This window comes from Streptomyces sp. NPDC104202 (genome assembly GCF_055584185.1).
Map to the genome: position 1 here is coordinate 1 of NZ_JBVJMN010000002.1, position 23718 is coordinate 23718.

The 23718-nt window shown below is 73.1% G+C and carries 23 protein-coding genes and 2 tRNA genes; 8 read left to right on the top strand and 17 right to left on the bottom strand.

The genetic code is table 11. The annotated features are described in order from the left end of the window. Positions 1 to 96: 96 nt before the first annotated feature. The 8 genes from ACZ60W_RS01290 to pgsA form a co-directional block, all read right to left on the bottom strand. A complete protein-coding gene (locus ACZ60W_RS01290) occupies positions 97 to 849 on the bottom strand; it encodes a YebC/PmpR family DNA-binding transcriptional regulator (protein ID WP_361846484.1) in 753 nt (250 codons plus the stop codon). 62 nt (positions 850 to 911) lie between these two features. Next, the gene (gene pdxT, locus ACZ60W_RS01295; RefSeq protein ID WP_469753268.1) at positions 912 to 1505 is read right to left on the bottom strand and encodes a pyridoxal 5'-phosphate synthase glutaminase subunit PdxT; all 594 of its coding nucleotides are present in this window, start codon (positions 1503 to 1505) and stop codon (positions 912 to 914) included. A 6-nt stretch (positions 1506 to 1511) separates the two neighbouring features. Then, on the bottom strand, positions 1512 to 2426 hold the full coding sequence (gene pdxS / locus ACZ60W_RS01300) for a pyridoxal 5'-phosphate synthase lyase subunit PdxS (RefSeq protein WP_189832345.1): 915 nt from the start codon (positions 2424 to 2426) through the stop codon (positions 1512 to 1514). Between the two features lie 116 nt (positions 2427 to 2542). After that, positions 2543 to 3085 (bottom strand): hypothetical protein, encoded by a 543-nt coding sequence (locus ACZ60W_RS01305; RefSeq protein ID WP_469753269.1) that lies wholly within the window; start codon positions 3083 to 3085, stop codon positions 2543 to 2545. Positions 3086 to 3096: 11 nt separating this feature from the next. Next, positions 3097 to 3732: an MBL fold metallo-hydrolase gene (locus tag ACZ60W_RS01310; protein WP_469753270.1), complete on the bottom strand. Its 636-nt coding sequence runs from the start codon at positions 3730 to 3732 to the stop codon at positions 3097 to 3099. Positions 3733 to 3977: 245 nt separating this feature from the next. Then, entirely contained in the window at positions 3978 to 5132 is a 1155-nt protein-coding gene (locus ACZ60W_RS01315) for a glycosyltransferase family 4 protein (RefSeq protein ID WP_469753271.1), read from the bottom strand. Continuing rightward, positions 5129 to 6172, bottom strand: a complete 1044-nt coding sequence (locus ACZ60W_RS01320) for a phosphatidylinositol mannoside acyltransferase (RefSeq protein WP_469753272.1) — start codon at positions 6170 to 6172, stop codon at positions 5129 to 5131. Before ACZ60W_RS01320 ends, ACZ60W_RS01315 begins: the two co-directional genes overlap by 4 nt. Next, positions 6169 to 6831, bottom strand: coding sequence for a phosphatidylinositol phosphate synthase (gene pgsA / locus ACZ60W_RS01325; protein ID WP_469753273.1), 663 nt, complete (start codon positions 6829 to 6831; stop codon positions 6169 to 6171). The genes ACZ60W_RS01320 and pgsA overlap by 4 nt, the downstream gene beginning before the upstream one ends. A gap of 269 nt (positions 6832 to 7100) precedes the next feature. Between pgsA and ACZ60W_RS01330 the strand changes: the two genes are divergently transcribed. Next, a complete protein-coding gene (locus ACZ60W_RS01330; RefSeq protein ID WP_469753274.1) occupies positions 7101 to 9299 on the top strand; it encodes an elongation factor G-like protein EF-G2 in 2199 nt (732 codons plus the stop codon). A gap of 283 nt (positions 9300 to 9582) precedes the next feature. Further along, the gene (locus ACZ60W_RS01335) at positions 9583 to 11238 is read left to right on the top strand and encodes a hypothetical protein (RefSeq protein WP_469753275.1); all 1656 of its coding nucleotides are present in this window, start codon (positions 9583 to 9585) and stop codon (positions 11236 to 11238) included. Positions 11239 to 11321: 83 nt separating this feature from the next. On the opposite strand, the gene ACZ60W_RS01340 is transcribed toward ACZ60W_RS01335, so the two are convergent. Next, positions 11322 to 11885, bottom strand: coding sequence for an HIT family protein (locus ACZ60W_RS01340; protein WP_469753276.1), 564 nt, complete (start codon positions 11883 to 11885; stop codon positions 11322 to 11324). Positions 11886 to 11950: 65 nt separating this feature from the next. Between ACZ60W_RS01340 and ACZ60W_RS01345 the strand changes: the two genes are divergently transcribed. Further along, positions 11951 to 12649: a potassium channel family protein gene (locus ACZ60W_RS01345; RefSeq protein WP_469753277.1), complete on the top strand. Its 699-nt coding sequence runs from the start codon at positions 11951 to 11953 to the stop codon at positions 12647 to 12649. A 50-nt stretch (positions 12650 to 12699) separates the two neighbouring features. On the opposite strand, the gene thrS is transcribed toward ACZ60W_RS01345, so the two are convergent. From thrS to ACZ60W_RS01360, 3 genes are all read right to left on the bottom strand, one after another. Next, positions 12700 to 14676: a threonine--tRNA ligase gene (gene thrS / locus ACZ60W_RS01350; protein WP_469753278.1), complete on the bottom strand. Its 1977-nt coding sequence runs from the start codon at positions 14674 to 14676 to the stop codon at positions 12700 to 12702. Positions 14677 to 14812: 136 nt separating this feature from the next. Then, a complete protein-coding gene (locus tag ACZ60W_RS01355; RefSeq protein ID WP_469753279.1) occupies positions 14813 to 16135 on the bottom strand; it encodes a hypothetical protein in 1323 nt (440 codons plus the stop codon). Further along, positions 16135 to 16701 (bottom strand): DUF4365 domain-containing protein, encoded by a 567-nt coding sequence (locus ACZ60W_RS01360; RefSeq protein WP_469753280.1) that lies wholly within the window; start codon positions 16699 to 16701, stop codon positions 16135 to 16137. The genes ACZ60W_RS01355 and ACZ60W_RS01360 overlap by 1 nt, the downstream gene beginning before the upstream one ends. 122 nt (positions 16702 to 16823) lie before the next feature. Here ACZ60W_RS01360 and ACZ60W_RS01365 point away from each other — a divergent pair, with 122 nt between their 5' ends. Beyond that, positions 16824 to 17552, top strand: coding sequence for an exonuclease domain-containing protein (locus ACZ60W_RS01365; RefSeq protein WP_469753281.1), 729 nt, complete (start codon positions 16824 to 16826; stop codon positions 17550 to 17552). 72 nt (positions 17553 to 17624) lie between these two features. Here the strand turns inward: ACZ60W_RS01365 and ACZ60W_RS01370 are convergent. Then, positions 17625 to 17696 (bottom strand) — tRNA-Val (locus ACZ60W_RS01370). 140 nt (positions 17697 to 17836) lie between these two features. On the opposite strand from ACZ60W_RS01370, the gene ACZ60W_RS01375 reads away from it, so the two are divergent. After that, a complete protein-coding gene (locus ACZ60W_RS01375; RefSeq protein WP_469753282.1) occupies positions 17837 to 20377 on the top strand; it encodes an SCO7613 C-terminal domain-containing membrane protein in 2541 nt (846 codons plus the stop codon). Between the two features lie 52 nt (positions 20378 to 20429). Here the strand turns inward: ACZ60W_RS01375 and ACZ60W_RS01380 are convergent. Both ACZ60W_RS01380 and ACZ60W_RS01385 read right to left on the bottom strand, forming a co-directional pair. Beyond that, a tRNA-Val gene (locus tag ACZ60W_RS01380) sits at positions 20430 to 20504 on the bottom strand. 54 nt (positions 20505 to 20558) lie between these two features. Further along, positions 20559 to 20981 (bottom strand): TIGR02611 family protein, encoded by a 423-nt coding sequence (locus tag ACZ60W_RS01385; protein WP_366303642.1) that lies wholly within the window; start codon positions 20979 to 20981, stop codon positions 20559 to 20561. A 190-nt stretch (positions 20982 to 21171) separates the two neighbouring features. On the opposite strand from ACZ60W_RS01385, the gene ACZ60W_RS01390 reads away from it, so the two are divergent. Continuing rightward, the gene (locus ACZ60W_RS01390; RefSeq protein ID WP_015032345.1) at positions 21172 to 21585 is read left to right on the top strand and encodes an SsgA family sporulation/cell division regulator; all 414 of its coding nucleotides are present in this window, start codon (positions 21172 to 21174) and stop codon (positions 21583 to 21585) included. 192 nt (positions 21586 to 21777) lie between these two features. Beyond that, positions 21778 to 22335: a CGNR zinc finger domain-containing protein gene (locus ACZ60W_RS01395; RefSeq protein ID WP_469753283.1), complete on the top strand. Its 558-nt coding sequence runs from the start codon at positions 21778 to 21780 to the stop codon at positions 22333 to 22335. 22 nt (positions 22336 to 22357) lie between these two features. Here the strand turns inward: ACZ60W_RS01395 and ACZ60W_RS01400 are convergent, their stop codons facing one another. Both ACZ60W_RS01400 and ACZ60W_RS01405 read right to left on the bottom strand, forming a co-directional pair. Continuing rightward, positions 22358 to 22522: a hypothetical protein gene (locus ACZ60W_RS01400; protein ID WP_469753284.1), complete on the bottom strand. Its 165-nt coding sequence runs from the start codon at positions 22520 to 22522 to the stop codon at positions 22358 to 22360. A gap of 111 nt (positions 22523 to 22633) precedes the next feature. Next, positions 22634 to 23050 (bottom strand): hypothetical protein, encoded by a 417-nt coding sequence (locus tag ACZ60W_RS01405; RefSeq protein WP_469753285.1) that lies wholly within the window; start codon positions 23048 to 23050, stop codon positions 22634 to 22636. Positions 23051 to 23198: 148 nt separating this feature from the next. Here ACZ60W_RS01405 and ACZ60W_RS01410 point away from each other — a divergent pair, with 148 nt between their 5' ends. Further along, positions 23199 to 23714 carry a DsbA family protein gene (locus tag ACZ60W_RS01410; protein WP_469753286.1) on the top strand — a complete coding sequence of 172 codons (516 nt, stop codon included), beginning with the start codon at positions 23199 to 23201 and terminating at the stop codon, positions 23712 to 23714. Positions 23715 to 23718: the final 4 nt, after the last annotated feature.

The following is a 23718-nucleotide window of genomic DNA, read 5'->3' on the forward strand; positions in this document are numbered from 1 at the left end:
CTACGGTGTTGGTTGGGGGGGTGGGGGGGCACAAAAAACAACGCGGGGGGCCGGGGGGTTTCCCCCCCCCCCCCCCCCGCTGCGGAACGGCCGGTGTCAGGCGTCGACCTTCGCCATGACCTCGTCGCTGACGTCGAAGTTGGCGAAGACGTTCTGCACGTCATCGCTGTCCTCCAGCGCGTCGATCAGCTTGAAGATCTTGCGCGCGCCCTCTTCGTCCAGCTCGACCTGCATGGTCGGGACGAAGCTCGACTCGGCGGAGTCGTAGTCGATGCCGGCCTCCTGGAGGGCGGTGCGGACCGCGACCAGGTCGGTGGCCTCGCTGATGATCTCGAAGGACTCGCCGAGGTCGTTGACCTCCTCGGCGCCGGCCTCGAGCACCGACTCCAGCACGTCGTCCTCGGACAGCTCGCCCTTGGGGAGCACGATGACGCCCTTGCGGTTGAACAGGTACGAGACCGAACCCGGGTCGGCCATGGAGCCGCCGTTGCGGGTCATGGCCACGCGCACGTCGGAGGCGGCGCGGTTGCGGTTGTCGGTGAGGCACTCGATGAGCACCGCGACGCCGTTCGGGCCGTAGCCCTCGTACATGATCGTCTCGTAGTCGGCGCCGCCGGCCTCGAGACCCGCACCGCGCTTGAGCGCGGAGTCGATGTTCTTGTTCGGGACCGACTGCTTCTTCGCCTTCTGCACGGCGTCGAAGAGCGTCGGGTTGCCGTCGAGGTCGGCCCCGCCGGTGCGGGCCGCGACCTCGATGTTCTTGATCAGCTTCGCGAAGAGCTTGCCGCGCTTGGCGTCGATCACGGCCTTCTTGTGCTTCGTCGTAGCCCATTTAGAGTGGCCGGACATCTGCCTGTCTCCTTCGCGTAACCCATTTCTGAACGAACCCCAGAGATCCTACCGGGATCGGATCAGCCCGCCGCGCGCACCATGTCGACGAACAGGGCGTGGATGCGGTGATCCCCGGTGAGCTCCGGGTGGAACGAGGTGGCGAGGGCGGCACCCTGGCGCACGGCCACGATGTGGCCCCCGTGCTCCGCGAGCACCTCGACCTCGGCGCCGACGGACTCCACCCACGGGGCGCGGATGAAGACGCCCTCGACGGGGCCGTCCTCGATGCCCGTGACGGTGACGCCGGCCTCGAACGACTCGTTCTGGCGCCCGAAGGCGTTGCGGCGGACGATCATGTCGATGCCGCCGAAGGTCTCCTGGCCCGAGCGCGGGTCGAGGATCTTCTCGGCGAGCATGATCAGACCGGCGCAGGTGCCGTAGACCGGCATGCCCGCGGCGATGCGCTCGCGCAGCGGCTCCATCAGGCCGAACAGCTCGGCCAGCTTGGAGATGGTGGTGGACTCACCACCGGGGATGACCAGGCCGTCGACCTCGGCGAGCTCCTCGGGGCGCCTCACCGGCCTGGCCACGGCGTCCGCCGCGGCCAGGGCGATCAGGTGCTCCCGTACGTCGCCCTGGAGAGCCAGGACACCAATGACGGGAGAGGGGTTCATCGGTGCTTACCAGCCCCGGTTGGCGTAGCGCTCGGACTCGGGGAGGGTGTCGCAGTTGATGCCGACCATGGCCTCGCCCAGGTTGCGGGAGGCGTCCGCGATGATCTTCGGGTCGTCGTAGAAGGTGGTGGCCTTCACGATGGCGGCGGCGCGCTTGGCCGGGTCGCCCGACTTGAAGATGCCGGAGCCGACGAAGACGCCCTCGGCGCCGAGCTGGCGCATGAGCGCGGCGTCGGCCGGGGTGGCGACGCCACCGGCGGAGAACAGCACGACCGGCAGCTTGCCGAGCTCGGCGACCTCCTTGACGAGCTCGTACGGGGCGCGCAGGTCCTTGGCGGCGGCGAACAGCTCGTTGTTGTCGAAACCGCGCAGCTTCGCGATCTCGTTCTTGATCTGGCGCAGGTGGCGGACGGCCTCGACGACGTTGCCGGTGCCGGCCTCGCCCTTCGAGCGGATCATGGCCGCGCCCTCGGCGATGCGGCGCAGGGCCTCGCCCAGGTTGGTGGCGCCACAGACGAAGGGGGTCGTGAAGGCCCACTTGTCGGAGTGGTTGACCTCGTCGGCCGGGGTCAGGACCTCGGACTCGTCGATGTAGTCGACGCCGAGGGACTGCAGGACCTGCGCCTCGACGAAGTGGCCGATGCGGGACTTGGCCATGACCGGGATCGACACCGCGCCGATGATCTCCTCGATCATGTTCGGGTCGGACATGCGGGCCACGCCGCCGTCCTTGCGGATGTCCGCGGGGACCCGCTCCAGGGCCATGACGGCCACGGCGCCGGCGTCCTCGGCGATCTTCGCCTGCTCGGCGTTGACCACGTCCATGATCACGCCGCCCTTGAGCTGCTCGGCCATGCCGCGCTTCACACGGGCGGTGCCGGTCTCGGGGGACTGGGGGGAGGGGGAAGGCGTGGTGGACACAAGTACCTCACTCGTGACAACGGCGATTGACGACAAGAGTGAGGAAACAGTCCACCCAGGGTCCACAGCAAGGGCCAATGTGGACCCGGTGGATCGTTTTCGCAGGTTACGGCAGGTCAGGCCGGACGATCGGCAAGCGCCACCGGCGGCTCGTCGTCCATTTCGAAGGCCAACGGGAAAGGCGCGTGGCCCGCGAGCCGGAACCAGCGGACCGTGCGGTGACGGCGCAGCGCCCGCGCCGCCCGCACGGCGTCGTTGTGGAACCGGCGCGCCATCGGCACCCTGCGCACGGCCTGCGCGAGCTCGCCCGCGGCCTCCTCGCCGCCCGGCGCCGCCCGTACGAGCTCCACCTGCTCGGGCTCCCCGAACACCGCCCGGAGCGCCTGGCTCAGCTCGCTCTCCGCCACCTCCCGGTGGTCCTCCTCCGCCTGCCGGGCCGCGTGCGCCGCCTCGTACAGCACGATCGACGCCGCCGGGTCGAGCACCCCCGAGGTGGCCAGCTCCTGCGTGACCGAGGCCCGGCGCAGCAGCTGCGCGTCCAGGGCCGCGCGGGCCGCGTCGATGCGCGAGTGCAGCCGGTCCAGCCGCCCGGCGGTCCAGCTGAGATAGACGCCGATGAGGATCAGCGCGACGACGGTCCAGATCAGGGTTTCGGTCACGGGCGCACAGGCTACCGGGGCGGCGGCAGCGTCCCCTCCCACAGGTCGTGGTCGTGCGCGAACAGGACGCGCACCGGCCGCCCGTCCGCGAGCTCCGCGAGACGGCCGGCCCACGGCGGGTACGGCGCCCCGAACGCGCGGGCGACGTCGCACGCCTGCCCCGCCAGCACCGTCAGCCGGTCACCGTGGTCGACCACCAGCGACTGGTGGCCCTCCGTGTGCCCCGGCGTCGGCACGATCCGCAGCCCCGGGGCGATCACGTACTCCCCGTCCAGTTCCTCGTACCGCACCCCGTCGAGCAGCGCGTCGATCGTGTACCCGCCCTCCCGCGCCACCGCCAGCTCGCGCCGCTGGACCAGCACCGGCGTCTCCGGAAACCCCTGGTTGCCGCCGATGTGGTCGAAGTGCAGATGGCAGTTCACCACCAGGTCGACGTCCTTCGGTCCCACCGGCAGGCTCCGGCGCACCGGGCCGTAGTGCGCGTCCGTCTCCGGCGAGCCGGTGCCGATGCCCGTGTCGAACACGAGCCGCACGTCGTCGTGGCGCACGACGTAGCCCAGTACCGGCTCCACGCGGGCGTGGGGGCCGCCCCACTCCTCCGCCGGCCTCGTCAACGATCCCAGTCCCACCCGCCTGATCCACCCCATCCCCCCACCCTGCCCCTCCCCCACGGCCCCGGCCCTCCCTCCCGCCCACGGCGAACACGGCCCCGGCCGGCGCCGTCGCGGGTACGGGTGGGGTGGGCGTGTGGTGGGCCGCCGCCCGTTGTGGGCAACTGTCCCGCGGGGCAGTCGCCCACACGGCGGGTGGGACGGTCCGGCCGGGCCGAGGCCACCCCGCCGGGCCGCGAGCACGGCCGGGCGGGCCACACGCCGGGCCCGGGTCCGGGGGGTTACAGGCCCAGGCGGGCTCGGAGGCCGCCGACGCGTTCGTCGGTGTCGACGGCGGCCGCGCCGTCGGTGACGGTCTCGTAGACGGCGAGGATGTCGGCGCCGACGGTGGACCAGTCGAAGCGGCGGACGTGGGCGGAGCCGCGGGCGCTGAGCTCGGCGCGACGGGGGGCGTCGGCGAGGAGGCGGACGGCGGCCTCGGCGAGGGCGTCGGCGTCCTCGTTGGCGAAGAGCTCGCCGGCGCCGCCCTGGTCGAGGACCTGGGCGAAGGCGTCGAGGTCGGCGGCGAGGACGGGCGCGCCCGCGGACATCGCCTCGACGAGGATGATGCCGAAGCTCTCGCCGCCGGTGTTGGGCGCCACGTACACGTCGACACTGCGCAGCAGCCGCGCCTTGTCCTCGTCGCTGACCATGCCGAGGAACTCGACGCGCGAGCGCATCTCGGGCGGCAGCGAGGCGACGGCCTCCTCCTCGTCCCCGCGGCCGGCGACGAGGAGCCGGGTGCCGGGGCGTTCGGTGAGGATGCGGGGCAGGGCGCGCATGAGGACGGGCAGGCCCTTCCTCGGTTCGTCGATGCGGCCGATGAAGCCGAGGGTCTCGCCCTGCCACTCCTTCTTGGGCTCGGCGCGGGCGAAGAAGTCCACGTCGACACCGTTGGGGATGAGGACGGCGTCGCCGCCGAGGTGCTCGACGAGCGTGCGGCGGGCGTACTCGCTGACCGCGATGCGGGCGCTGATCTTCTCCAGGGCGGGCTGGAGGATCGGGTAGGCGGCGATCATGGCCCGCGAGCGCGGGTTGGAGGTGTGGAAGGTGGCGACGATCGGGCCCTGGGCGGCCCAGCAGGTGAGCAGGCCCAGGGAGGGCGAGGTCGGCTCGTGGATGTGGACGACGTCGAAGGTGCCGTCGTGGAGCCAGCGCCGGACCCGCGCGGCGGAGAGGAATCCGAAGTTCAGCCGGGCCACCGAGCCGTTGTAGGGCACGGGGACGGCCCGTCCGGCGGAGACCACGTACGGGGGGAGCGGCGTCTCGTCGTCGGCGGGCGCCAGGACGGAGACGTCGTGTCCGAGCCGGATGAGGTGCTCCGCCAGGTCGCGGATGTGGAACTGGACGCCGCCCGGCACGTCCCACGAGTACGGGCAGACGATCCCGATCTTCACTTCTTCCGCTCCTCCCCACGCTCCGGGGAGACCCCGGGCTCCACGGCGGTCTCACGGCCCGCCCCGACCGTCTGCCCCGGCTCCGGGGCCGCAGTCCCGTCGGGCGCGGCCGCACCGGTCGCCGGGTCGCCGGCGGCCGGCTCCCGTTCGTCGAGGTCCGCGAGCCAGAGCCGCTGGAGCATGTGCCAGTCCTCGGGGTGGTCCGCGATGCCGGCGGCGAAGGCGTCGGCGAGCTGCTGGGTCATCACGGTGGTCTTCTCGGCCCGGGAGCCGGACTCGGGGACGTCGACGGGCGGGTGGATCCGTCCGTGCATGACCCGGTCGTCGTCGTACCAGAGGGTCACGGGCAGCAGGAGCGCGCCCGTCTGCTGGGCGAGGATGGCGGGACCGGCCGGCATGCGGGCGGTGTCGCCGAAGAAGGTGACCTCGGTGCCGGAGGCGGAGAGGTCGCGGTCGGCGACCAGGCAGACCAGGCCGCCGGCCCGCAGGCGGCGGGCGAGGGTGCCGAAGGCGGATCCGCCGGTGTGCGGCAGGACCTCCATGCCGAGGGACTCGCGGTAGGCGACGAAGCGGTCGTAGAGCGACTCGGGCTTGAGCCGCTCGGCGACGGTGGTGAAGGGGACGCCGAGCGAACGGGTCACCCAGACGCCCGCGAGGTCCCAGTTGGCCAGGTGCGGCAGGGCGAGGACGACTCCGCGCCCGGCGGCGAGACCGTCCTTCAGGTAGTGGGCGTCCTTGATGTCGACGTCCCGCTCGACCCGCTCCCTGCTCCAGGTCGGCAGCCGGAACGACTCCATCCAGTAGCGCATGTACGAGCGCATGCCGGCCTGCGAGAGCTCGGCGAGCCGCTCGGGGGTGGCGTCCGGCACCACGCGCGCGAGGTTGGACTCCAGCCGCAGGACGCTCTTGCCGCGGCGCTTCCACGCCAGGTCGGCGATCCGCCTCCCGAGGCCGGTGGCGACCGGTTCCGGCAGCTTCTTCACCGTCGCCCAGCCGAGGCCGTACACCCCGTCGCTGAGCCGGTCCTTCAGCGTGCTCACGATGCCGCCCCGCCGCCCTGGGCCGCGGCGGCGTCCGCCTCGGCCGATTCCCGTCGTACCGTCACCACGCGCTGCCCCAGGGTCACCGCGCTGCCGGCCGCCACGATCCACAGGGCGATCGGGAGCAGCACCTGGACGCCGGGCACGCCGAAGGCGTGGAGGCCGGCGAGACCGGCGGCGACCAGGGAGATGACGAGCCGCTCGGCGCGTTCGATCAGACCGTTGACCGCGACCGGCAGGCCGATCGATTCTCCACGGGCCTTGGTGTACGAGACGACCTGGCCGCTGGCGAGACAGAAGATCGCGACGGCGCAGAGCACGTTGTCGTCGCCGGTGCCCGCGTACCAGAGGGCGAAGCCGCCGAAGATCGCGCCGTCGGCGACGCGGTCGAGCGTCGAGTCGAGGAAGGCGCCCCAGCGGCTGGAGATCCCCGCCTGCCGGGCCATGTTGCCGTCGACGAGGTCGGAGAAGACGAAGAGCGTGATCACGATGGTGCCCCAGAAGAACTCCCCGCGCGGGAAGAAGATCAGGGCACCGGCCATCACCCCCGCCGTGCCGATGAGCGTGACCGCGTCGGGGCTGACGCCGCGGCGGAGCAGAAACGCGGCGAACGGGGTGAGGACACGCGTGAAAAAGGCACGCGCGTACTTGTTCAGCATGGCCTTCCCGAGGTTCGGTGGGCCGCGCGGCCCCTGCGACCACCGGCCCGCTTATCGTAGCCACGCGCGTCGCGCCCACGTGGCGGGCACCCGCCCCGCCGCGTCGAGGTCCCCCGCCGGGCCCGGCGGTGTACGACGTATGGACGCGTCCGGGCGGCGGTGCAAAGCTCGAAGGACCACCGCGGGCATCGCCGGAGCCGTACCGCGACAGGCCACTCCCCCGCGCCCGCGCCCCGCCGCATCGTGCGAGCAGTCGGGAGGAACACGTCATGGGTGAGAAGGGGAACACGGCCGCCGGAGCCGCCGGCAGGGCGCCGGCGGCCGACCGGCCCCAGGCCGTGCGGAACGTGGTGCTGGTCGGCCACAGCGGATCGGGGAAGACGACCCTGGTCGAGGCGCTCGCGCAGACCGCCGGGGCGGTGAACCGGCCCGGACGCGTCGAGGACGGCGCCACTGTCTCCGACTACGACGAGATCGAGCACCGCCAGCACCGCTCCGTCCAGCTGTCCCTCGTGCCGGTCGGCTGGGACGGCTACAAGATCAATCTGCTCGACACCCCCGGATACGCCGACTTCGTCGGGGAGCTGAGGGCCGGTCTGCGCGCGGCGGACGCGGCCCTCTTCGTCGTCTCGGCCGCCCAGGAGGCGGACGCCGTCGCCGCCTCCACCCGGATGATCTGGGAGGAGTGCGCGGCCGTCGGCATGCCCCGCGCCATCGTCGTCACCCACCTCGACACCGCCCGCACCGACTTCACCGAGCTCACCGCGGTCTGCGCCGGTCTCTTCGGCCGCGACGACCCGGACGCCGTCCTGCCGCTGTACCTGCCGGTGCGCGGCCGGGAGGGGGCCGACGGGCACGCGCCCGCGACCGGTCTGGTCGGCCTGCTCTCGGAGCGGATCTTCGACTACTCGACCGGCGTCCGGCGGGAGGAGCCGCCGGACGAGGGCCAGCGGGAGCTGATCGCGCAGGCCCGCGCCCGGCTCATCGAGGGGATCATCGCCGAGAGCGAGGACGAGACCCTCATGGACCGCTATCTGGGCGGCGAGGAGATCGACCGGAAGACACTCGTGGACGACCTGGAGAAGGCCGTCGCCCGGGGCTCCTTCCATCCGGTGCTCGCGGCCGCGCCCGCCGTCGACGGCGGCACGCAGGGACTCGGCACCCTGGAGCTCCTGGAGCTGATCACCGGCGGCTTCCCCTCGCCGCTGGAGCACGAGCCCCCCGCCGTGACGACGCCCGACGGCCGGCCCCGCCCGCCGGTCGTCTGCGACCCCGACGGCCCGCTGGTCGCCGAGGTCGTCAAGACCGCGGCCGACCCCTATGTGGGCAGGATCTCCCTGGTCAGGGTCTTCTCGGGGACCCTGCGTCCGGACGAGACCGTGCACGTCTCGGGGCACGGCCTCGCGGACCGCGGGCACGAGGACCACGACGTCGACGAGCGGATCGGCGGGCTGACCTCGCCCTTCGGCAAGCAGCAGCGCCCGCAGGCGCACTGCATCGCGGGGGACCTCGCCTGTGTGGCGCGGCTGGGCCGCGCCGAGACCGGCGACACGATCTCCGCCAAGGACGACCCGCTCCTGATGCAGCCCTGGAGCATGCCGGAGCCGCTCCTCCCGCTGGCCGTCGAGGCCCACAGCAAGGCCGACGAGGACCGGCTGTCGCAGGGGTTGGCACGGCTGGTCGCCGAGGACCCGACGCTGCGGCTCGAACAGAACCAGGACACCCGCCAGGTGGTGCTGTGGTGCCTGGGCGAGGCGCACCAGGACGTCGTCCTGGAGCGCCTGCGGGGCCGGTACGGCGTCCAGGTCGACGCCGTGCCGTACAGGGTGGCGCTGCGGGAGACCTTCGGCGCGCCCTCGGCCGGCCGGGGCCGGCACGTGAAGCAGTCCGGCGGGCACGGCCAGTACGCGATCTGCGAGATCGAGGTGGAGCCGCTGCCGCCGGGCAGCGGGATCGAGTTCGTCGACAAGGTGGTGGGCGGCGCGGTCCCGCGCCACTTCGTCCCGTCCGTCGAGAAGGGCATCCGGGCCCAGGCCGCCCGGGGCGTCGCCGCGGGGTACCCGCTCGTCGACATCCGGGTCACGCTGCGGGACGGCAAGGCCCACTCCGTGGACTCCTCGGACGCCGCCTTCCAGACCGCCGGTGCGCTCGCGCTGCGGGAGGCGGCCGCCGAGGTGCCGGTCCATCTCCTGGAGCCGGTCGCCGAGGTCGAGGTCATGGTCCCCGACGAGTACGTCGGCCCGGTCATGAGCGATCTGTCCGGGCGGCGCGGCCGGGTGGTCGGCACCGACCAGGCCGGGCCCGGGCGGACCGTGGTGCGCGCCGAGGTGCCGGAGATGGAGATCGGCCGGTACGCGATCGACCTGCGGTCCGTGTCGCACGGCACCGGCCGGTTCGACCGCGCGTACGCCCGTCACGAGCCGATGCCGCCGCACCTCGCCGAGCGGATGCGCGAACGGGCCGCCTAGGTCGTCTGACGGGCCGACAGCGGGCGCCGGTGGTCCCGGAGTCCGGGACGGCCGGCGTCCGCAGGCGGTCGCACTGCGGAGGCGGGCCGGGCATGGAGGACCGGCCACGCTCCGGGGCGGGTGGCGTCCGGCCGCCACTCCGTGCGCCGGGGCGGGCGGCATTCGGACGACCCTCCGCACTCCGGTGACGCAGCGGTCGCCGCCCGGTTACGCTGTGGTGCCCAGCTCAGAAGGTGTGCGGGGCGCGGCAGTTGGGAACAGCCCGCACAGGTACTCGCACGCGATGGGGGCGGCAGTGGCGATCGACGGATTCGGACCCGGGGCACAGATTCCCCTCCAGGGCTCCGGCAGCGGTACGGGGGCGACGAACGCGCTCGCCTCCGCCGCGTACCGGGACAGCCCCCTGAGCACGATCAAGGAAGCGGACAACGACCTCTACAAGACCACGGTCAAGGAGGGGAAGTGGGGGCTCTTCAGCCCCGACCTCGGCGAGGCGTTCTCCCGCGCGGTGCAGGTGCGGATGCTCGGCGGTGCCCGCAAGGCGCTGATCCAGTCCTTCGGGGCCGAGCCGCAGCCGGTCGTCGAGCACTGCCTGGCCGCCACCCATCTGCGCCGGCAGCGCGACGTCAAGCTGACCCTGGTCACCCTGGTCTGCGGTGTGCTCTTCCTGCCCGGCCTGCTGCTCTGGCTCGGCGTCATCCAGCTCCGCCGCCTCGTGGCCGGTGTCGACAACAAGCGCCACAGCGCCATCGGCACGGCCCTGCTCTGGGCGGCCGGGATCTTCGCCGCGCTCGTGCTGGTGAAGCTGCCGCTGAACGGGATCCTGCCGAACTACCTGCGCCTGATGGTCGTGGCCCCGGTGATCGGCTGGTATCTGGCGAGCCGGATCTGCCTGAACGCCGCCGTCGACCTGCGGGCGCGCTGGACCGGTCTGCTGGGCGGCGGCGGGGTCGGCCCGCACGTCCCGAAGTCGGTCCCCCAGGATCCGGGCGAGAAGTCCGCGGAGGCGCTGCGGGTGAACCTGGAGAAGCTCTCGGCGGAGCAGCAGTCCAACATCGTCTTCTACGCCGGGACCAAGGGCATCCTGGGCCTCGGCACCCGCTGGGGCAGCTGGACGCTGGCGGAGGAGCTGGTCGCCCGGTCCGGCCGCGAGCTGCACGCCTTTCGCGCCTGGGACGTCGTCCGCAAGATCCACGACGAGCTGACGCTCCTGGAGCGCGGCTCGCTGAAGACCGGCTTCCCGAAGCCGACCGTCAAGCACTGGATCGTCGCCCCGGTCGGCGAGGGCGCCGACGAGGTCACCCGCCCGTCGGGCGACAACATCGTGCACTACCAGGTCAAGCCGCACGAGATACAGCGCATCTGCAACGACCAGCAGTTCGGCGCGGGCAACCGCCATTACCTGGGCGTGCAGTTCACGCTCTGGGACGGCAACCTCGTCCTCACGATGATGGTCACCGTCACCTCGCTCCACCACACGCTGCGGATCGAGGTGACCGGACACGCGCTCGGCCCCGTCCACGGCCTGTTCACCACGAAGCCGAAGGCGAAGACCAGGGAGGTCTCCAAGACCGTCCGGTTCTGGGAGACGAAGGAGATCCAGCAGCCGCTGCTGACGACCAACGACATCGTCCGGCTCGCGGTGCGCGCCCCGCTCACCTGGTACCCGCCGGTGCTGGAGTTCCTCGGCGGCAAGATGGCGCTGCCCGAGCCGTTCGGTCTGCGGCACGTCTGGGCCGGTCCGCTGTGGAAGAACCGCTTCATGGCCGACGACGCGATCCGCATGGCCACGCCCGTCCTCCGGGCCGTGCACGCGGCGACGATCAAGGTGCTCGACGAGCACAACGTCGACACGGAGCGCTTCACCAACCGCTCGCTGGTCCTCAGCGGCGGCGTGCAGGACCCGGGCCCGAAGAGGGCCGACGCCTACGACGCCTGACCGCGGCCGGGCCGCCGCCCGCGGGGCGTCCGGGCCGGGCCGCGGCCCGGACGTCCCCGTACGGCTCAGACGTCCCGTACGGCTCAGACGTCGGCCGGCCAGGCGTCGGCCAGCATCGTGCGGGTGTCGGCCAGCAGCTGCGGCAGCACCTTGGTGTGGCCGACGACCGGCATGAAGTTGGTGTCGCCTCCCCAGCGCGGCACCACGTGCTGGTGCAGGTGGGCGGCGATGCCGGCGCCCGCGACGGCGCCCTGGTTCATGCCGATGTTGAAGCCGTGGGCACCGGAAGCGGCCCGCAGCGCGACCATGGCGCGCTTGGTGAAGGCGGCCAGTTCGACGGTCTCGGCCTCGTCGAGGTCGGTGTAGTCGGCGACGTGCCGGTAGGGGACGACCATCAGATGGCCGCCGTTGTACGGGTAGAGGTTGAGCACCGCGTACACGGCCCGGCCCCGGGCGATCACGAGGCCGTCCTCGTCGGACTTCGACGGGATCGAGCAGAACGGACAGCCGTCCTCGGCACCCGGCCCGGTCGGCTTGTTCTCGCCCTGGATGTACGCCATCCGGTGGGGCGTCCACAGGCGCTGGAACGCGTCCTGCGTCCCGACTCCGATCTGCTGCTCCGGCTCAGTCGTCATGCTGTGCAGCATATTGCGTCGCCCGTTCGGAACGTGTCGCCGGGGCGGAAGATCCATGCAGCGGCCATGCTGATCCGATGAGCTCCAGGCCCCCGAAACCACCGCGCCAGGAACGCTGGGACCGTCGCATGGAGCTGCCGCTCGCCGTGGCGTCCCTCCTCTACCTGGCGAGCTACGCGGTGCGCATCCTCGCCCACGACGAACTCCCGCAGGACTGGCTCGACCTCTGCCTCGCCGTCACCTTCGCCTCCTGGGGCGTCTTCGGCGCGGACTACCTGGTGCGCCTGCGCCTCAGCGGTCTCGGCCCCTTCCGCTTCCTCCGCACCCATCTCCTCGACACGGTCGTCCTGGTCCTCCCCCTGCTGCGGCCGGTGCGGATGGTGAGCATGTACGACCAGGTGCAGCGCCGCCGCGACCAGCCCCGCCTGACCCTCTACGCGCGCGTGATGGTCTACGCCGGTCTCACCGTGGCCCTGCTCGGCTTCGCCGGGGCGCTCACCGTCTACCACTACGAGGCCGGCGCCCCCGGAGCCTCGATCCTCACCTTCGGCGACTCGGTCTGGTGGACCTGCGCCACGCTCGCGACCGTCGGGTACGGGGACGTCGTCCCGGTCACGCGGATGGGGCGGCTGACGGCGGTGGGGCTGATGGCCTGCGGGCTGGCGCTGCTCGGCGCGGTGACGGGCTCGTTCTCGTCCTGGCTGATCCAGTCGTTCACGCGGGACGACGAGAAGGACGACAGAAGGCCCCCGGGGGGATTCCCGGGGGCCTCCTGAGTCGCGTCCGCGGGTCCTTCCGGACCCGGAACCGCGGGGGTGCCGCTCGATCAGACCTGGACGCGGTCCTCGACGATCTTGGCGATCTTGGCGATGGCCTCGTCGGCGGGGATGCCGTTCTCCTGCGAACCGTCGCGGTAGCGGAAGGAGACGGCACCGGCGGCCATGTCCTCGTCGCCCGCGATGATCATGAACGGGACCTTCTGCTTCTGCGCGTTGCGGATCTTCTTCTGCATCCGGTCCGAGGAGGAGTCGACCTCCACCCGCAGGCCCTGCTTCTTCGCCTTGGCGGCGAACTCGTGCAGGTAGTCCACGTGCGCGTCGCCGATCGGGATGCCGGTGGCCTGGACGGGCGCCAGCCACGGCGGCATCGCGCCCGCGTAGTGCTCCAGGAGCACGGCGAAGAAGCGCTCGATGGAACCGAAGAGCGCGCGGTGGATCATGACCGGGCGCTGCTTGGTGCCGTCCGGGGAGGTGTACTCCAGGTCGAAGCGCTCCGGCAGGTTGAAGTCGAGCTGCACGGTCGACATCTGCCAGGTGCGGCCGATGGCGTCGCGCGCCTGCACGGAGATCTTCGGACCGTAGAACGCGGCGCCGCCCGGGTCGGGGGTGAGCGGGAGGCCCTGCTTCTCGGCGACCTGCTGGAGGACCGCGGTGGCCTCCTCCCAGACCTCGTCCGAGCCGACGAACTTCTCCGGGTCCTTGGTGGAGAGCTCCAGGTAGAAGTCGGTCAGACCGTAGTCGCGCAGCAGGTTGAGGACGAAGGTGAGGGTGCGGTCGAGCTCCTCGGCCATCTGCTCGCGGGTGCAGTAGATGTGCGCGTCGTCCTGGGTGAAGCCGCGGGCCCGGGTCAGGCCGTGGACGACGCCGGACTTCTCGTACCGGTACACGGTGCCGAACTCGAACAGGCGCAGCGGCAGTTCGCGGTAGGAGCGGCCGCGCGCGTCGAAGATCAGGTTGTGCATCGGGCAGTTCATGGGCTTGAGGTAGTAGTCCACGCCCTCGTCGAGCTGCATGGGGGGGTACATGCCCTCGGCGTACCAGTCGAGGTGGCCCGACTTCTCGAACAGCTTGCCCTTGGTGGCGTGCGGCGAGTAGACGAACTCGTAGCCCTCCTCCTCGTGGCGCTTGCGCGAGTAGTCCTCCATGACCCGGCGGATGATGCCGCCCTTGGGGTGGAAGACCGCGAGGCCGGAGCCGATCTCGTCCGGGATGGAGAAGAGGTCGAGCTCGTTGCCGAGCTTGCGGTGGTCGCGCTTCTCGGCCTCGGCCAGGAAGTCGAGGTGCGCCTTCAGCTCGTCCTTCGACGGCCAGGCGGTGCCGTAGATGCGCTGGAGCATCGGGTTCTTCTCGCTGCCGCGCCAGTAGGCGGCGGCGTTGCGCATGAGTTTGAAGGCCGGGATGTTCCGGGTGGTCGGCAGGTGCGGACCCCGGCAGAGGTCCTTCCAGCACAGCTCGCCGGTCTTGGCGTCCAGGTTGTCGTAGATGGTCAGCTCGCCGCCGCCCACCTCGACGCTGGCGCCGTCGTCGGTCGACGCGGAGCCCTTGATGCCGATGAGCTCCAGCTTGTACGGCTCGTCCGCGAGCTCCTCGCGGGCGGCCTCGTCGGTCACCACGCGGCGGGCGAAGCGCTGGCCGCGCTTCTGGATCTCCTGCATCTTCTTCTCGATGACCTTGAGGTCCTCGGGAGTGAAGGGCTTCTCGACGTCGAAGTCGTAGTAGAAGCCGTCCCGGACCGGCGGGCCGATGCCCAGCTTGGCCTCGGGGAAGAGCTCCTGCACGGCCTGGGCCATGACGTGCGCGGTGGAGTGGCGCAGGATGTCGAGACCGTCCGGGGAGGAGATCTCGACGCCCTCGACGACGTCGCCCTCGGCGAGGACGTACGACAGGTCCTTCAGCTCGCCGGCCACGCGGGCGGCGATGACGGTGCGGTCGTCGGCGAAGAGGGCACCGGCGGTGGTGCCCGCGCTCACCGCCCTCTCCTCTGCCTCCGAGGCGGACTGGACGGTCACACGGACTTCTGACACTGGTGTTCTTCTTCCTTCGGGGCGCAGGCAGGCACGAGGTGCCGGCGCCGGCGGTGCGCGACAGAGACGAGGTGCCGCGCACCGCCGATGTTACCGAGCCGTCCGCGCCCTCCGCGAAACGGTTTCCCCGCGCCGCTCAGTCGTCGTCGGGGCCGCACGCCTCCTCGAAGAAGTCGAGGTTCTCGTGGAGGGACTTCATCAGGCGGTCGCGTTCCGTCTCGTCGACCTGGACCGGCACGACCCCGGAGGCGTCGGTGAGGCGCCGGAAACCGCCCCGGCTCTCCAGGCGGCCGACCACCCGGATGGGGAGCCCGACGAGATGGGCGTGGCCGGCGGTGCGGTACGCCTCCTCGTCGAGGGCGACGCGGACGTGCGGGACCTCCGCGCCGGCCAGGACCCGCAGGCGGACCGTCCCCTCGCCGCGCGGCCCCGAGCGGCGCATCCGGACGACCGCGCCGGTGAGCCGGACCGGCACGGAGGGCTCGTCGGTGAGGTAGCGGGCGCTCGCCTCGCGCAGCGCGGGCAGGTCGCCGGGCGAGAACTCGACGGGCTCGGGCCGGGCCGCGCAGCCTTCGGGCGCCCCGGCGGCCGGCGCCCAGGCGAGGGCGACGCGCGCGCCCTCGGTGCCCCGGACGAGGGCGACGAGGGCCTCGGTGAGCTCGCGGCTGACGCCCGCCGCGACGGCGGCGTCGAAGGCCTCCATGCCGCCGGTGGCCCGCTGGTAGTCGGTGGCCTCGCGGGCCGCGTGGAGGGCGTGGTAGAGCCGCACGGCGATCGGCCGGCCCGGCTCGACGGGCAGGAAGGCGGTGAGACCGCGCCCGCCGGGCGCCGCGCCGACGACCACCGTCTCCAGGGACGCCTGGGCGGGGCGGCGGTGCCGGGCGCCGTAGTAGCCGGCGCGGCCGCGCACGGCGAGCGCGCCGGCGAGGAGGAGCTGGCGGGCGGCGGACCTGAGCTGCTCCTGGACGGTCCAGGGCACGGTGCCGGCCGGGCCCGGGGGCACGTCGCGCCACCAGCGGATCTCGTCGCTGGGCACGGAGAGGCCGGTGAGGACCTCGCGGGCGGAGGGCGTGGCGCTGCGGGCGAGGGCGGTGAGCGCCTCGCCGAGCAGGTCCTCGCAGTCGGGGAAGGCACGGCTCTCCGGGACGAGGAGGCTCGTGCCGCCGTGCGTCCCGCTGCCGGGCGGGGTCCAGCGGCTGTAGCGTCCGGCGGCCCCGCCGCGCCGCCGCCAGCCGTGGCGGGCGAGCAGGGCGCCGAGGACGCGCGGGTCGACCCGTCCGGGGTCGGGGGCGCCGTGGGCGTCGGCCCAGGGCCCGGCGGGCGGCCCCGGGATCCCCGTCCAGGGGCCCGGGGTGTCGCCGGGCGCGGGGTGGGGCCGGTAGGACGGCGGAACGGGGACGGGGCCGCGCCCGGCCCCGTCCCCCTCCCCGAACCCCGGTTCGTCGATCGGCCGGTGCATCAAGGTCTCCCTCCCACGCCGACCCGGGTCATGATCTCGCAGAGCGCCCGGTCGTCGAAGATCCGCGCCGTCGGGACGCGCACGGTGGTCCGGCGCCGTCCCGTGACCGGGTGTCCGGCCAGGTTGGTCCAGTAGCAGCAGTGCCGCAGGTCGAGCCGGTCGTGACTCGCCCTCAGCCAGTCCTCCTGGGTCCTCGGGACGAGCATCACGACCAGGATCTTGTGCACGGACACGGGGGTCCGGGCGAGTTTCACCAGATGGTCGTTGTCGAGGGTGAAGGAGAACGCGTTCCCCGGCGGCCGGGGAGGTATCTGGTAGGTGCACTTGAGCTGCACCTTGATGGTCACTTCGTCGTCGACGGTGTGTCCGGGCGAACCGTGGCTCACGTGCCAGTCGATGCCGTTGTCCGGAAAGGGCTGGGACAGCGAGCAGCCGGCCGCGGCGGCGACGGCGTGCAGGTATCCCACCTGAAGGGTCTCCATGCATGCGGTGGTGGCGAGTGAGCCGCGCGTCGGTGCCACCCGCTGGGGCGGCAGCCCTCCCGACTCGGGCTGGGCGAGCGCCATGTCTTTTTTCCTTCCCCGTCCCCTCTGTTGTGACCGGTCCGCGTACGGCGCAAACAGTGCGGGTATCACCGTTTCGGGGCAGGGGGTTGGCCATCTGCCGCGGGCGTGCGAGGAGTTCGGGGATGACGACGCACTGGTACGAGGGGCCCCTGGCCGCTTTCGACACGGAGACGACCGGAGTCGACGTCGAGGGGGACCGGATCGTCTCGGCCGCCCTGGTCGTGCAGGACACGGCCGGGGCGCGGCCGCGGGTGACGCGCTGGCTGGTCAATCCGGGCATACCCGTGCCCGCGGAGGCCACCGCGGTCCACGGCCTGACGGACGATCACCTGCAGCGCAACGGCCGGTGGCCGGCTCCGGTGATGGAGGAGCTGGCGCGCGCGCTGGCCGAACAGACCGCGGCGGGGCGCCCGCTGGTGGTGATGAACGCGCCGTTCGACCTGACGATCCTCGACCGCGAGCTGCGGCGGCACCGGGCGTCCTCGCTGGGCACGTACCTGGAGAGCACCCGGCTGTGCGTGCTCGACCCGCGGGTCCTGGACAAGCACCTGGACCGCTACCGGAAGGGCCGCCGGACGCTGACGGACCTGTGCGCGCACTACGAGGTGGAGCTCTCGGGGGCGCACGACGCGGCGGCGGACGCGACGGCGGCGCTGGACGTCGTGCGGGCGGTGGCACGGCGCTTCTCGTCGCGGCTGGAGCGGCTGACGCCGACGGAGCTGCACACGCTGCAGGCGGTGTGGCACGCGGCGCAGGCCCGGGGCCTGCAGGCGTGGTTCACCCGGCAGGGGACGCCGGAGACGGTGGACCCGGCGTGGCCGCTGCGGCCCGAACTGCGGACGGCCGCCTGAGACTCGGGGCGGAGCGGCGGGCGGCACCATGACAGAGGCCGGTCCGTCTTTCGACGGACCGGCCTCTCCCGGTGGGCGATACTGGGATCGAACCAGTGACCCCTTCGGTGTGAACGAAGTGCTCTCCCGCTGAGCTAATCGCCCGGGAACGGGTTGAACCATACAGGCCCGTGCGCCTTTCGTTCAAACCGGACCGGCCGCCCCCGCCGCCTGGGGGTACTCAGCCGGGGATCTGAGTACGTGGACGCATTCACGCCACGAGTGGCCGGGGCCACACTCCCGGTATGGACACTTCCCTGCCGCCCGCGGACGAGCTGGTTCTCGTCGATCGCGAGCTGGCCCAACTCGACGCCCGCCGCACCCAGTTGCTGGCCAGGCGCGCCTGGCTGATCCGGGTGCTGTACGCGCCGGCCGCCGCGACGGCCCCGCCGCGCCCGCCGGTGGCGGACTCCACTCCGCGCAGCGCCCAGAACGTGCTGCTGACGCTGGGCGGGACGCTGCTGACGATCGCGGCGGTCGCCTTCACCCTGGTGAGCTGGGGCTCGATGGGGATCGGCGGCCGGGCCGCGGTGCTGCTCGTGGTGACCTCGGCGGCGCTGGGCGCTCCGGTGGCGCTGCTGCGCAAGGGGCTGGTGTCGACGGCCGAGTCGGTGGCGGCGCTTGGCCTGGTCCTGACGGTGCTCGACGCCTACGCGCTGCACCGGGTGGCGCTGCCGGGCACGGACGGCCTGGGGTACACGGCGGTGGCGTCGACGGTCCTCGCGGGTGCGTGGACCGCGTACGGCGCGGCGCTCTCCCGGCTGCGGATCCCGCTGCCGGTGGCGGCGGTCGCGGCGCAGCTGCCGCTGCCCCTGGGCGTGCTCGCGGCGGGCGGCGGTCCGACGGCGTTCGCGTGGGCGGCCCTCGTGACGGCCGGGGCGGACGCGGCGGCGGCCCTGTGGCTCCGTCCGGCGGCGGTGCGGGTCGTGGCCGCGACCGGGGCCGCCTCGCTCGGCGGCTGGTCGCTGCTGACCGGCGGCTGGCTCTCGCTCTCCTCCCCCTGGACCGGCGCCCCGCTGCTGCTCGCGGCCGCGGCCGTGCTCCTGTCCGTCGCGCGGCGCTCCTCCGCGCTCGCCGGTCCGGCCGCCGCGGTCGCCGGCCTCGCCGCGGTGGCGGCGGTCGGCGGTCTGCTCCGCCCGGTCCTCCCGGCGGTCTGGGAGGTGCCGGGGTACGTGCTGTGCGGGCTGGCCCTCGGGGCGCTCGCGCCGGGCGGGTCCCTCGGCGCCCTGACAGGCCGGGAGCGGGCCGCGGCCGCCTCCCCCGGCGGGACCCTCCTGCCGCGCGGCGCGCGGCTGGGTCTCGCGGGCGCGGGGGCGGGCGTGGCCGGGCTGGGCGTCCTGTGGGCGCTGCCGCCGGTGGCTGCGGGGCTGCTGGGTCCGGTGGCCCGCACGACGGAGGTGTGGTCGGGCGAGCACGCCGCGCGTGCGCTGGGCTCGTACCCGGCGACGGCCGCGCTGGTCCTCCTCGTGGCCGGCGCCTCCCTGGCGGCAGTCCCGCGGCTGTGGGCCCGCTGCGGGGCGCTGGCGCTGGGCTGGGCGCTCCTGACCGCCCTGCCGGTCTCCCTGGACCTGCCGTACGCGACGACCCTCGTCCTCCAGCTCCTCGTCACGGCGGCGGCCCTGGCACTCGCCGTCCGGCCCGGGGCGCTGACCCGGGGCCTGCGCGGGGCGGAGACGTCCGGGCACCCCGCGGCGGACGGTGCGGGGCCGGGCGGGGCGACGGACACGGCCGAGCCTCGCGCGGGGAGCGCGGGTTCCGGGTCGTCCTGGGGCGGCTGGTCGCCCGCGGCGGTCCGGCGGCCTGCGGTGGCCGTGGACGCCCGCGCGGCGCTGGGCTGGAGCGCGTACGCCGGCGGGCTCGCGTCCGCGGCGAGCGCGCTGGGTCTGGCCCTGGACGTGCGCGGGGCGACGTTCGCGGCGCTGGCCGTGCTCCTGGGGCTCCTCACGGGGGTCGCGGCGCTCGGCACGGGCGCGCGGCGGACGGTCTCGGCCGTCGCGGCGGTGCTGGTGGCGACGGGGCTGGTCCTCGCGGTGGCGGCGGCCGGCGGGTTCGCGGACCGGTGGACGGCGCTCGCCCTGCTCGTGGTCCCGGCGGCGACGGCCGCGGTGGGCGCCCGGACGCGCCCGGTGCCGGTGGCGCTCGCGGTCGAGATCACCGGCGCGGCCGTGGGGCTGCTCGCCCTGGGGACGGCCGCGTCGGACCCGGCGTTCCTCGCGCTCGCCCTGGCGCTGGGCGGGGTGATCGCGGCGGCGACGGCGGTGCGGCCGGAGCGGCGGCGGTTCGCGTCCTGGACGGCGGCGGCGCTGTTCCTGCTGGCGACCTGGGTGCGGCTGGCGGTCTCGGACGTGACGACGCCGGAGGCGTACACCCTGCCGGTGACGGTCCCTGCGCTGGTCGTCGGGTTCCTGCGGCGGCGCCGGGACGCGGAGGCCTCGTCCTGGACGGCGTACGGCCCCGGTCTCGCGGCGACGCTGCTGCCGAGCCTGGTGGCGGCGTGGACCGACCCGGACTGGACGCGCCCGCTGGTGCTGGGCGTGGCGGCGCTGGCGGTGACGCTGCTGGGCGCGCGGTTCCGGCTGCAGGCGCTGCTGGTCCTGGGCGGCGGGGTACTGGCCCTGGTCGGGCTGCACGAGCTGGCGCCGTACGTGGTGCAGGCGGTGGGCGCGCTCCCGCGCTGGCTGCCGCCGGCGCTCGCCGGGCTCCTGCTGCTCGGGGTGGGCGCCACCTACGAGCAGCGGCTGCGGGACGCCCGACGGCTGCGCGAGCGGCTGGCGCGGATGCGGTGAGGGACGACGAAGGCCCGGAGACGGTGTTCCGTCTCCGGGCCTTCGTGCCGGGTGGTGGGCGATACTGGGATCGAACCAGTGACCCCTTCGGTGTGAACGAAGTGCTCTCCCGCTGAGCTAATCGCCCGGGCACACCCAGAACATTACCCCATGTCAGCGGGGCTCCCGAACCAGCGGCGGATCACTGGTCGATCTTCCACGGCATGACGAAGCCGAACTTCCAGAGATAGACGCCGAGCAGGGCGGCGATGATCACCAGGCCGACGGTGGTGAGGATGATGTTCCTGCGGCGGACCTTGGGGTCGAGAGCGCGCTGTGCCGCCTCGGTCACCTTGCGCTTGGTCCAGCGCAGGACGAGCTGGGCCCAGACGAACTCGGTCGCCCAGATCGCCATGCCGCCGAAGATGACCAACCAGCCGGGCCCGGGCAGCGGCAGCATGACCACGCCGGCGCCGACCACGGCGAGTCCCACGATGAAGACGCCGACCTGCCAGCTGACGTGCAGGCTCCGCCGGGACTTGATGAACTCCGGTGCGCGCGATCCCAGTTCGGCCTCCTGGCCGCCTGTGGACTCCCCGGCGCGCTCGTCACTCTCCGCATTCATGCCCTCCAACCTACCGGACGGGCGAGGGCCACCGGAATGGAGGTATTACCCAAAGTTACACGCGCCCATACGAGCTACCTGAACGATCACAAAACCGACAGAGGGGTTTACAACGCCACCGGAGGTGGCATGTCGATTTCGCCGACGTGCGAATCCCCGAGCGCACACTGAGCGAAAGGCCCTGGCGCTTATGAACACCACGGTCAGCTGCGAGCTGCACCTGCGCCTCGTTGTGTCGAGCGAGTCCTCACTGCCTGTACCCGCGGGCCTGCGGTATGACACGGCCGATCCCTATGCCGTGCACGCCACCTTCCACACCGGAGCCGAGGAGACGGTCGAATGGGTCTTCGCCCGCGACCTTCTCGCCGAGGGGCTGCACCGGCCCACCGGCACAGGCGACGTCCGCGTCTGGCCATCCAGGAGTCACGGCCAGGGAGTCGTCTGCATCGCGCTGAGCTCCCCCGAAGGAGAAGCCCTGCTCGAGGCCCCGGCGCGGGCCCTGGAGTCGTTCCTGAAGAGGACCGACGCCGCCGTGCCACCGGGCACCGAGCACCGGCACTTCGATCTGGATACGGAGCTCTCCCACATCCTGGCCGACAGCTGAGCCAGGCCGAGAACCGCACGGCGCCGTCCGACTCGGGGCGACGGCGCCGCGCGGACAGTCACATAGGCACGACATCCGGCGCTCCCCACCGCGCAGCCGGCGCGGTGGTGGGCGCCGTTGTCATTTTCCCGGTCGCGCTAAAGTCAGCGCCATTCCGCAGGCGCCCGCCCGCGGCCGGCCAGGGAGCGAATCGTGCTGATCCCCCACGACACCCGGATCGCCCTCGACACCGTCGTCGATCTGATGAACACCGCGGCGCAGGGCGACCGCGCCGACGAGCTCGCGGACCTCCCGGGGCTGCACGCCTTCGTGAAGGCGCACAAGATCAGCGACGTGGGCGACCTCGGCGCCGACGACCTGCGGGCCGTGCGCGAGGTCCGCGACAAGTTCGCCGCCGTCTTCTCCGCGCCCGAGGCCCGGATCGCGGCCCCCCTGATCAACCAGTTGGTGGCGGGCGCGGGCACCACGCCGCAGCTCACCGACCACGACGGCTACGACTGGCACGTGCACTACTTCGCGCCGGGCGCCTCGGTGGCGGACCACCTGGCGGCCGACTGCGGCATGGCCCTCGCGTTCATCGTCGTGGGCGGCGAGCAGGAGCGGCTGCGGCGCTGCGAGGCCCCGGACTGCGGCCGGGCCTTCGTCGACCTGTCCCGCAACCGCTCGCGCCGCTACTGCGACAGCCGCACCTGCGGCAACCGCCTGCACGTGGCCGCGTACCGGGCGCGCCGCAAGGAGGCCGCGGGCTGACCCGCCGCGCCGCCGCGGCCGGTCACAGCACGAAGAGATCGTGCAGCGACGCCAGCAGGAGCAGGCAGCCGATCACCCCGAGGAAGATCATCAGCGGCGGCTGCGAGAGGGCGAACAGACAGCCCTTGGGCTCGTCGGCGGGGGCTTCGGCGGAGGCGGGGACGGGTTCCCGCGAGGTATCCAGCATCTCGGGGGGATGATGACGCACCTCGGGACCCGAAAATCCCGGAACACGCCCCATGGCAGGGGGTGTTCACCCCTTCCCGTGGATCATGGGAACGGGAACCGCCAGAAGTGATCAGATTCCGTGCTTCTTCAGAATCGCCTCGATGTCGCTGAAGTCCTCCGCCGGCGCCTGGGCGGCCCGCGGCGGCGCCGCGGTCACCCCGCGCGCGGGCGACGAGGAGGCCGGGGCGACGGCCCCCGGCGCCGCTCCCCCGGTGGCCTGCGTCCGGCCGGCGCGACGCCGCTCCACGGCCCGGGTGGACAGGAAGAGCAGCCAGGCGGCGCCGAGCACGCCGAAGCCGGCCCACGCCACCGGGCTGAAGGCGGTCTCCGCGAGCCACTCGACGGCGCCCGTCATCACCAGTCCGAGCGGCACCAGCGCGTAGGCCGCGATCCGCGCCGCGGACAGGAAACGCTTCCGGTAGGCCGCGACGGCGGCGATGCCCAGGCCCGCCGCGGACACCGCGGAGCAGATGGTCTCGGCGAGCATGCGGTCCTCCTGGTCCCGGGTGATACGTCCCTTCCATCCTGCACCGGGGGGACCGTCCGGGGCCACGCCCCGCGGCCCCTCTCAGGGAGATCTCCGGGTCGCGGCGGCCGGATCTCCTCCCCAGGTGCCGGTGAGGGAGACTGCTGTCATGAGCGACTCCACCACCGCACCCGCCTCCCCCGTCGTCCTGGAGGCGTGGTTCGACCTCCAGTGCCCCGACTGCTTCACGGCCCTCGACGACGTCCGCGCGCTCCGCGAGCGGTTCGGCGACCGGCTCGCCGTACAGCTGCGCCACTTCCCGCTGGCGAAGCACAAGCACGCGTACGCCGCCGCGCAGGCCGCCGAGGAGGCCGTCGAGCAGGGCAAGGGGTGGCCCTACGCGGAGGCGCTGCTCGCCAGGACGGCGGAGCTCGGCGACCGCGGCGAACCGGTCCTGCTGGAGGTGGCCGCCGAACTCGGCCTGGACGCCGAGGAGTTCGACACCGCCCTGATCGACGGCCGGCACCTGCTGACCGTCGACGCGGACGAGGCCGAGGGCAAGGCGATCAAGGTCACCGGCACCCCGACCTATGTCATCGGCGGCGAGCGCCTGGACGGCGGCAAGAGCCAGGAGGGCCTGCGGGAGCGGATCGCGGAGATCGCCGACCGCCTCCTCGCGGGCTGACGCC